The sequence below is a fragment of the Streptosporangium sp. NPDC005286 genome, assembly GCF_040607515.1.
Taxonomy (GTDB): domain Bacteria; phylum Actinomycetota; class Actinomycetes; order Streptosporangiales; family Streptosporangiaceae; genus Streptosporangium.
Window position 1 is genome coordinate 22,379 of the sequence record NZ_JBEXGU010000111.1, and the last position, 9,048, is coordinate 31,426.

At 71.6% G+C, this 9,048-nt stretch carries 8 protein-coding genes; 4 read left to right on the top strand and 4 right to left on the bottom strand.

Annotation, left to right across the window (positions count from 1 at the left end; all coding sequences use genetic code 11):
* The first annotated feature begins 40 nt into the window (after positions 1-40).
* From ABZU75_RS31390 to ABZU75_RS31405, 4 genes are read left to right on the top strand one after another with little or no spacing between them, the layout of a single operon-like run.
* On the top strand, positions 41-1,627 hold the full coding sequence (locus tag ABZU75_RS31390; RefSeq protein WP_355562005.1) for an ABC transporter substrate-binding protein: 1,587 nt from the start codon (positions 41-43) through the stop codon (positions 1,625-1,627).
* Positions 1,628-2,665 (top strand): ABC transporter permease, encoded by a 1,038-nt coding sequence (locus ABZU75_RS31395; protein WP_355562007.1) that lies wholly within the window; start codon positions 1,628-1,630, stop codon positions 2,663-2,665. It abuts the gene before it with no gap.
* Positions 2,665-4,482, top strand: a complete 1,818-nt coding sequence (locus ABZU75_RS31400; protein WP_355562010.1) for a dipeptide/oligopeptide/nickel ABC transporter permease/ATP-binding protein — start codon at positions 2,665-2,667, stop codon at positions 4,480-4,482. Before ABZU75_RS31395 ends, ABZU75_RS31400 begins: the two co-directional genes overlap by 1 nt.
* Positions 4,479-5,171 (top strand): ATP-binding cassette domain-containing protein, encoded by a 693-nt coding sequence (locus ABZU75_RS31405; RefSeq protein ID WP_355562013.1) that lies wholly within the window; start codon positions 4,479-4,481, stop codon positions 5,169-5,171. Before ABZU75_RS31400 ends, ABZU75_RS31405 begins: the two co-directional genes overlap by 4 nt.
* Before the next feature lie 109 nt (positions 5,172-5,280).
* Here ABZU75_RS31405 and menC read toward each other — a convergent pair whose 3' ends face one another.
* The 4 genes from menC to ABZU75_RS31425 all read right to left on the bottom strand — a co-directional run.
* Positions 5,281-6,381, bottom strand: a complete 1,101-nt coding sequence (gene menC, locus ABZU75_RS31410) for an o-succinylbenzoate synthase (protein ID WP_355562016.1) — start codon at positions 6,379-6,381, stop codon at positions 5,281-5,283.
* A 175-nt stretch (positions 6,382-6,556) separates the two neighbouring features.
* Positions 6,557-7,336 carry a GNAT family N-acetyltransferase gene (locus ABZU75_RS31415; protein WP_355562019.1) on the bottom strand — a complete coding sequence of 260 codons (780 nt, stop codon included), beginning with the start codon at positions 7,334-7,336 and terminating at the stop codon, positions 6,557-6,559.
* Positions 7,333-8,562, bottom strand: a complete 1,230-nt coding sequence (locus tag ABZU75_RS31420; protein WP_355562022.1) for a M20 family metallopeptidase — start codon at positions 8,560-8,562, stop codon at positions 7,333-7,335. Before ABZU75_RS31420 ends, ABZU75_RS31415 begins: the two co-directional genes overlap by 4 nt.
* The coding region (locus ABZU75_RS31425) for a membrane dipeptidase (protein ID WP_355562025.1) at positions 8,559-9,048 on the bottom strand (490 nt) is incomplete at its 5' end. The genes ABZU75_RS31425 and ABZU75_RS31420, both read right to left, overlap by 4 nt.

Here is a 9,048-nt window from a genome sequence, read left to right on the forward strand (position 1 = left end):
CGGCAAATGTGGGGCATCACCCCAGCTTCCTGGAGTCCTCATGAGAAACACGGGAGCGGCGGCCGCGCTCGGCGCCCTCAGCCTGTTCGCAGCCGCGTGCGGCGGCCCGGCGGGCACCCAGCCGGGAAAACCCGCCGACGGCGGCACCTTCACCCTCGCGATCAACAGCGATCCCGGTGTACTCGATCCGGCCACCACCGTGTTGTCGGTCACCAACACCTTGCTGTCGTTCGCTTACGACACGCTTGTCCACAACGGGCCCGACGGGAAGATCCTCCCCGGGCTCGCCGAGAAATGGGACGTCAAGCCCGACTCGGTGACCTTCACCCTCCGCAAGGACGTCACCTGCTCCGACGGCTCCAAGCTCACCCCCGCCGACGTGGCCGCAAACGTCGACCACATCACCGACCCCGCCACCAAGTCATCCATCTACGGCGTGATCGTCCCCACGGGGATGAAGGCGGAGGCGGACGACGCGGCCGGAACAGTGCGGCTGTCCACTCCGAAACCGTTCAGCTTCATTCTGGAGAGCACCCCGCTGATGTTCATCGTCTGCGGCAAGGGGATCAAGGACCGTTCCGTGCTGGCCCGGGGTACCTCGGGCTCCGGTCCCTACCAGCTCGAGGAGGCGGTGCCCAGCGATCACTACACCTTCAAGCTGCGCGAGGACTACGTGTGGGGACCCGGCGGCGCCACCACGAAGGAGCCCGGCCAACCGGCCAGGGTCGTGCTGAAGGTCGTGCCGAACCAGCAGACGGCGGCCAACATGCTGATCTCCGGCGACCTCAACGGCGCGGTCATATACGGCGCCGACCGCACGCGGTTGGAGGCCCTCCCGGGGATCGGCAGGTCCGTCCAGTCGGCGGGCAACGGGCAGTTCTTCTACCACCAGGGCGACGGCCGCCCCGCGAAGGATCCGGCGGTGCGCAAGGCGCTCACCCAGGCGGTCAACGTCAAGGAGCTCGCCAAGATCGCCTCCAGCGGCACCGGCCGTCCCATCACCGGACTGGTCAATGAGCCGCGGCCCTGTCAGGGTGACACGGTCACCGGCCATGTCCCGGCCTTCGACGAGGCCGCCGCGGCCGCCGCGCTGGACGCCGCCGGGTGGAAGGCCGGCTCCGACGGTGTCCGCGCCAAGGACGGCCGGAAGCTGACCCTGCGCCTGCTCTACGCCACCGCCATGGGGGCGGGAGTGCAGGCCGCGGTCGAATACCTCGCCGCGGCGTGGAAGAAGGTGGGCGCCGAGGTCACGCTCAACGGCGTCATCGAAACCAAGCTGTCGGAGTCGCTCACCGTCACCCAGGACTGGGACGTCGTCTGGCTGCCGATCAACGTCACGTTGCCCTCGCAGCTCATCGGGTTCCTGTCCGGCCCGGCCGCGCCGAAGGGTGGCAACTTCGCTCACCTGGCCAACACCCGCTACGAGAAACTGGTCACCGAGGCCGGGCTCAAGCCGGGTGAGGAGAGCTGCGGGCTCTGGCGGGAATCGGAGTCCGCGCTGTTCGAAAACGCCGACTTGGTACCGGTCGTGGACACCACCGCCCTGATCGCCGCCAAGAACGCGACGTTCGACAGGCGGGCCGGCATGTTCTGGCCGACCTCGATCCGGATGACCGAGGCAGGCTGAATGGCCGACTCCCCGCGCCCGCCCGCTTCCGGCCCGTCCGATGCCCGCCCGCCCGCCGCGGGCCGGAGGGCCGGCGGGCGGATGCTCACCGGCCGAGCACGTGGCGCGTTCGTGCTCCGGCACGTCGTCCGGTTCGCCGTCTCGATGGCCGCGCTGCTCGTCGCGTCCTTCGCGATGATCCGCCTGATCCAAGGCGACCCCGTGCGCGCCTCGCTCGGCCCGACCGCTCCGGTCGAGCTGATCGCCGCCAGGCGTGAGGCGCTCGGGCTGGACCAGCCGATCCTGTCCCAGCTGCTGTCCTACATCCGCGACGTGCTGAAAGGGGAGTTCGGCACATCCTTCCTCAGCGGGGAGCCGGTCGGCGAGATCATCGCCGCCCGGCTCCCCAACACCCTCTCGATCGCCCTGCTCGCGACCGCCGTCGCCCTGCTCGTAGCGGTGCCGCTCGGCATGTGGGCCGCGATCCGCACCGAGAACGGCCGCAACCGGGGCACCGAGGCGACTTTCACCTCGGTGACCGGTACGGCCATCGCCGTCCCCGAATTCCTCTACTCGATCGCCTTGGTGACCGTGTTCGCGATCGGACTCGGCTGGTTCCCACCCGCGGGCCAGGCCGGGCCTCTCTCCTACGTTCTGCCGATCATCGCCCTGGCCCTCGCGCCCACGGCGATGATCGCCCGCATCTCCCGGGTGGAGACGCTGCGTGAACTGGGCGCCGACTACGTCCGGCTGGCACGGGCCAAGCGACTGCCCGCCGCACGGCTGTACGTCCGGCACGTCCTGCCCAACACGCTCACCGCGACCCTGACCGTGGGCGGACTGCTGCTCGCCGGCCTGATCGCCGGGAGCGTGCTCGTCGAGTACGTCTTCGCCTGGCCGGGCCTGGGACTCCGGATCGTGGAGTCCATCACGCAGAAGGACTATCCGGTCGCCCAAGGCGTGATTCTCGTCTACGGCGCGATCGTGCTGGTGGTGAACCTCGGCGTCGACCTGCTGCTCGGCGTGCTCGATCCCACCTCCGCCCTGAAGGAGAGTTGATGCGGCACCTGCTGCGTACCCCCGCCGGGCTTGCCGGGACCGTCCTGGTCACGCTCATGGTGGTTCTGGCGATCGTCGGGCCCCCGCTGTGGGGCGCCGAGGCGGAGTACATCGATTCCGGGGCCATCCTCCAGGGGTCCTCGGCCGCGCACCCGCTCGGTACCGACAACCTGGGCCGTGACATCCTCGCCCGGGTGCTGGTCGCCGGGCGGATCTCCCTCGGTCTCGCCCTGCTGGCCACGCTCATCGGCGCGACCGCCGGGATCATCCTCGGCGCATTGCCCGCGGTGCTGCCCCACCGCGCCGCGCGGCTGGTCACCGGTACGGTCAACGCGCTGGTCGCTTTTCCCGGCCTGCTGCTCGCGATGTTCACCGCGGTGATCGCGGGGCTCGGCGCGCGAGGGGCGGTACTGGGCATCGGTGCGGCCATCGCGCCTGGGTTCGCCCGGCTTACCCAGACACTCGCCGCTTCGGTGGCCGGAGCCGACTACGTCTCGGCGGCTCGCATGCTCGGCGTCTCCCGGCGGCGCATCATGACGAGCCACATCCTGCCCAACATCGCCGAACCGCTGATCCTCAATCTCGCCCAGGTGCTGGGCGGCGCGCTTCTCGGGCTCGCCGGGATGTCCTTCCTCGGCCTGGGTGTGCAACCGCCGTCATTCGACTGGGGACGGCTGCTCTTCGAGGGGTTCGGCCGGATCTATGCCACCCCGGCCGTCGCTCTCGGTCCCGCCGTCGCGGTGGCGCTCGCGGGCATCGGGTTCAACCTGCTGGGGGACGCCCTGGCACGTGCCGCGTCGCGCACCGCCGTACCGGCGGGGAAGGCCCGTCCGCAGGCCGTCTCCGAGCCCGGCGAGCCCGACCCGGAGGCGATACTGGAGGTGCGCGACCTCACCGTCACCTTCCCCGGCGGTGTGACGCCGGTGCGCGAGCTGTCGCTGACCGTCGCGCCCGGCGAGATCGTCGGCCTGGTGGGAGAGTCGGGCAGCGGCAAGAGCCTGACCGCGTCGGCGATCGGCGGGCTGGTTCCCTACCCGGGCGAGGTGAGCGCGGCGCGGCTGCGGCTGTGTGGCGCCGACCTCGGCGAGCTGCCGGAACAGGAGCGCCGCAAGCTGCTCGGCACGTCGCTGGCGATGGTCTTCCAGGACCCGATGGCCTCGCTCAACCCGGCGCTCAGGGTCGGCGGGCAGCTCGCGGAGGTGGCGACCGTGCACCAGGGCGCGAGCCGTGCCGAGGCCCTGACCAGGGCCGTGGACCGGCTCGGGCACGTGCACATTCCGGAGCCGGGCAGGCGGGCCCGGCAGCACCCGCACGAGCTGTCCGGCGGTATGAGGCAGCGTGCGGTGATCGCGATGGGCCTGATGGGCACACCGCGACTGATCATCGCCGACGAGCCGACCACCGCTCTCGACGTGACCGTGCAGCGGCAGATCCTGCGCCTACTGCGCGAGGTGACCGGCGAGGCCGGCGCGGCGACCCTGTTCATCTCCCATGACATCGCCGTGGTCGGCGAGCTGTGCCACCGGGTCGTGGTGATGTACGCGGGCCGGGTGGTCGAGGAACTGCCGGTCGAGAAGCTGGCCTTCGGCGCCGCGCACCCCTACACCCGCGCGCTGGTCGCCTCGCTGCCCGACATGGACACCGACAGGTCCCTGCCGCTGGCCAGCATCCCCGGCCATCAGCCCGCACCCGTCGAGGTCGGCGGGGGGTGCGCCTTCGCGGCCCGCTGCGAGCTGGCGACCGACCGCTGTGCCGAGCGTCCGCCCCTGATCCCGTACGGCAAGGCGCATCAGGTCGCCTGCTGGGAGGCTTCATGATCATTAAGAATCTGACGGTGCGGTTCGGCGCGTTCACCGCCGTCGACGACGTCACGCTGGAGATCCCGGCCGGGGCGATCGTCGGTCTGGTGGGGGAGTCCGGGTCGGGTAAGTCCACGCTGGCCAGGGCGGTGACCGGGCTGGTGCCGTACACCGGTGAGATCGTCGGCGGTGATCCGCGGCGGATCCAAATGATCTTCCAGGATCCCTACGCCTCGCTCGACCCGCGGATGACCGTGGGCGCGTCGGTGGCCGAGGGGCTCCGTGTGCCCCGCGCCGCCTGCCAGGCGGAGGCGGAGCGGTTACTGTCGCTGGTGTCGCTGCCCGTCTCGCTGGCGGGGCGCTATCCGCGTGAGCTGTCCGGTGGTCAGCGCCAGCGGGTGGCGGTCGCCCGGGCGCTGGGCGCGCGCCCCGAGCTGCTGGTCGCCGACGAGATCACCTCCGCCCTGGACGTCTCCGTCCAGGGCTCGGTGCTCAACCTGGTCCGCTCGCTGCGCGCGGAACTCGGGCTGTCGATGCTGTTCATCTCGCACAACCTCGCCGTGGTCCGGTACGTCTCCGATGTCGTCGCGGTGATGCACCGGGGCAGGCTGGTCGAGATGGGGGCGACCGAAGACGTGGTGGGGTCGCCCCAGGACGACTACACCCGCTCCCTGCTTGAGGCGGTGCCCCGCCTCAGGCGCAGCTGAGAGACGGCCGGTCTCCCGCTTCTCTCCCGTCCGGAACGGGGGAAGCCGAAGACCGGCCGCGGCGTGCGCCACGACCGACTCCTCTTCCCACTGAGGCGGGAAACGCCCGCTAGATGGTGATCCATTCGGTGGAGACGGTGACCTCCTCCAGGATGTCGTGGACGGGGTCGACGCCGATGCCGGGGCCGGTGGGCACGCCGATGTGGCCGTCGTGCAGCTCGAAGGGCGGCGTGACGTCGGTGGCGTAGTAGCGGCGGGAGGCGGAGGTGTCACCGGGCAGGGTGAAGCCGGGTAGGGCGGCCAGGGCCAGGTTGGCGGCGCGGCCGATGCCGGTCTCCAGCATGCCGCCGCACCACAGGGCTACGCCGTGGGCGCGGGCCAGGTCGTGGATGCGGCAGGCTTCGAGGTAGCCGCCGATCCGGCCGGGTTTGACGTTGATGATCGAGCAGGCGCCCAGGGTGATGGCGGCGGCGGCGTGTTCGGCTGATTCGATGGATTCGTCCAGGCAGATGGGGGTGGTCAGCCGGGTGGCGAGCCGGGCGTGCTGGAGCATGTCGTCGTTGGCGAGGGGTTGTTCGATGAGCAGCAGGCCGAAGTCGTCGAGTTTGGCCAGGTGGGTGCTGTCGGCGAGGGTATAGGCGGCGTTGGCGTCGACCTGTAGCAGGAGATCGTCGCCGAAACGTTCGCGGACGGCGCGGACGGGGGCGAGGTCCCAGCCGGGTTCGATCTTCAGTTTGATCCGGGCGTAGCCCTCGTCGAGGTAGCCGGTGACGGCGTCGAGGAGTTGGGGGATGGAGTCCATGATGCCGACCGACACTCCGCAGGGCACGCGGTCGGTGTCCGCGCCGAGGAAGGAGGCCAGGGACTGGCCGCCGGTGCGGAGCTGAGCGTCCAGGACGGCGGTTTCCAGGGCGGCCTTGGCCATGCGGTGACCTTTGAAAGGCCGCAGGGCGCGGCCGGCGGTGTGGGCGTCGGCGTGGGCGGGCAGGGCGGGGATGAGGAAGCGGCGCAGGACCTCGGCGGCGCCGTCGACGTATTCGGGGGAGTAGAGCGGCTGGGACATGGCGACGCATTCGCCCCAGCCCTCGGCGTCGGGGGTGACGACGCGCAGGAGCAGTACGTCGCGTTCGGTCTCGGTGCCGAACGAGGTGCGGAAGGGGGCGACCAGCGGCATCCTGATCCGCCGCAGTTCGATTCCAGTGATCTTCATGATGGTGTGCGGCCTCCGCCGCGTCTCCCTCCGATAGCGTCGCCGGTCAGGCGACCCCGTTACAGGATGTCGCGCGGCTCGCGCCGCGTCCTTCTCCGAGCGCCCCGCCGGCCGGCTCCCGGTGGTCTCCCGGCCCGTGCCGGCCTTCCGCCGCAGGCCTTGCCGGTCAGGGCGGTCAGACGGTCCGTTCCACGAGGTAGTGGCCCTCGCCGGTGAACCCGGTCACCCGGGCACCTTCCCCCATCAGCGTGCCCAGCACGTCGCGCACGGCGTGGCGCCATGCCTTGGCCGCGCCGGGGTCGGTGCGGCGCAGCGCCTCGATGTCGGGCGGGACCGCGACCAGCAGCGTCCGGGCGTCGGTCCGTCCGGCGACCGGGCGGCCGTCGCACTCGGCCAGGGCGGTCACCGCGTCCGGCGGGATCTTCGGCCGGTGCGGCTCGCCTCGTACGGCGGCCAGTACCCGCGGCTCGGTCAGCCGCCAGACGGCGAGCATCCGGTCGGACTCGTCGCCGGTGTTGATCGCGTCCTCCATGACGCCGTAGAAGGACGGCAGGTACTTCTCGGGACGGGCGCCGAGTTTGACCAGGTTGAAGTGGGCGTTGCGGCGTATCAGCGGGTCGTAGGTCCAGGTGATGCGATCCAGGCCCCGGTCGAGTGCCCAGCCGCGCTGGTGCAGCTTGAGCGCGAATCCGATCCCGCGCCCGATGGCGGCGCCGGTGATGTGCGAGTGCAGCACCTGCCCGGCCGGGGCCGCGAGGAAGCCGACCGAGGCGCCCACCAGGCGGTCGCCCTGGTAGGCGCCGGTCACGTAGTTGCCCGCGTGTGACAGCGCCCGCATGAGCTCGACGGTGATGGGCTCGCTGCCGGGATCGGGGTGCCAGATGCCGTCGAACAGCCGGAAGACCTCCTCCAGCTCCTCGATGGAGCGGAGTTCGCGCAGCACCACGCCGTTCACCCGAGCATCGCCCGGACCAGGCCGGTCAGCAGCGCCGTACGGCCGGGCATCTCGGCCACGACCACATGCTCACTGTCGGCGTGGGCACCGCCGCCCACCGCGCCCAGCCCGTCGAGGGTGGGGCAGCCGGCTCCGGCGGTGTAGTTGCCGTCGGAGGCCCCGCCCACTCCGACACCGGAGAGCGGGGCGAGTCCGAGGCCGGCGGCGATCCGCCGGGCGACGGCGAACAGCCCGGCCGATGAGGCCTCCTCCAGGGGAGGACGGTTCGGGCCGCCGATCACCTCCAGCCGGGTTCCGGCGAGCCGGGGGGACAGTGCCCTCATCAGCTCGTCCACCCGCTCCTGCGCGGCGAGGGTGGGCACCCGCACGTCCACCGACACGCGGGCCAGCGCGGGCACGGTGTTGACCGTGGTCCCCGCCGACAGCACCGTGGGCGTGACGGTGGTCGGGCCCAGGCCTGCGGGGTCGCCGGGGGCCGTCGCGCCGAACGGCGTCCCCGGTGCCGCGGAGCCCGGCCGCCGACCCGGAAGGAGGGGCAGCCCGCGCGTCGCGGCGGGTGACGTCTCCGCCGTCGTCATGGCAGAAGGACCACCGTTCACCTGATCGGCGATCCCGGTGACGGCGAGGATCTGGTGGGCCAGCTCGATCCCCGCGTTGGCCCCCTTCTCGGGCTCCAGACCGGCGTGTGCGGCCGTTCCGCGCACCACGAGCTCGTAGACCGACGTACCCTTGCGCGCCGTCTTGAGCGCTCCGCCGTCGGCGCTCGCCTCCAGCACGAACGCGGCCGCGCGGCCGCGTGCCGACTCCTCGATCAGCGCGCGTGAGGACGGTGAACCGACCTCCTCGTCGCCGGTGACCAGCACGCACACCCCGTCCGGCGACGGCAGCGCGGCCAGCGCGTGGAACGCCTGCACCAGCCCGGCCTTCATGTCGAACACCCCCGGCCCCCGGGCGATCCCGCCGGCCACCGACCAGGGGCGCTCGGCCAGCGTCCCGAGCGGCCAGACCGTGTCGTGGTGGCCGACCAGCAGGACCCGGGGCGTGCCGAAGGTCCACCGCAGGTGGGTGACCCCGCCGATCACGATCGTCTCGGGGCGTGCGCCGAGCCTCCTGAACCCCTGGTCGGCGACCACCCGGGCGCTACGGGCCACCGCCTCGTGGTCGGCGGAGAACGACTCGCACGCGACGAGCTCCTCCAGGTCCTCAAGCATGACGTCCAGGTTCACCGTGGTCGTCCCAGCTCCGCGCGGAACAGCCGCAGGACGTTGCCGCCGATGATCTTCACGATCTCCTCGTCGGCGAAGCCGTGCTTGAGCAGGGCGTCGGTGACCAGGGGCAGGCCGCTCGGGCCGGCCAGCCCGGGCAGGACGGCCAGGGGGGCGATCTCGCCGTATCCGAGATCCTCGCAGCACGGAGGTGTGACGTCGGTCAGCACCTCGCGGATGAAGTCCGGGCCGAGGCCGACGTGGTCGATGCCACCGACCTGTGCGATGTGCTCGATGTGGTCCACCAGACGGTCCACGGTGAACTCCGCGGGGTCCGCGGCAAGGAAGCTCGGCACGAAGTTGACGCAGACCACGCCGCCGGTGGCGGCGACGGCGCGGATCTGGTCGTCGGTCAGGTTGCGGTGGTGGTCGCGGAGCGCGCGGGCCGAGGAGTGGGTCGCCATCACCGGCCTCCTCGCCAGCTCCAGCACGTGCCCCACCCCCGAG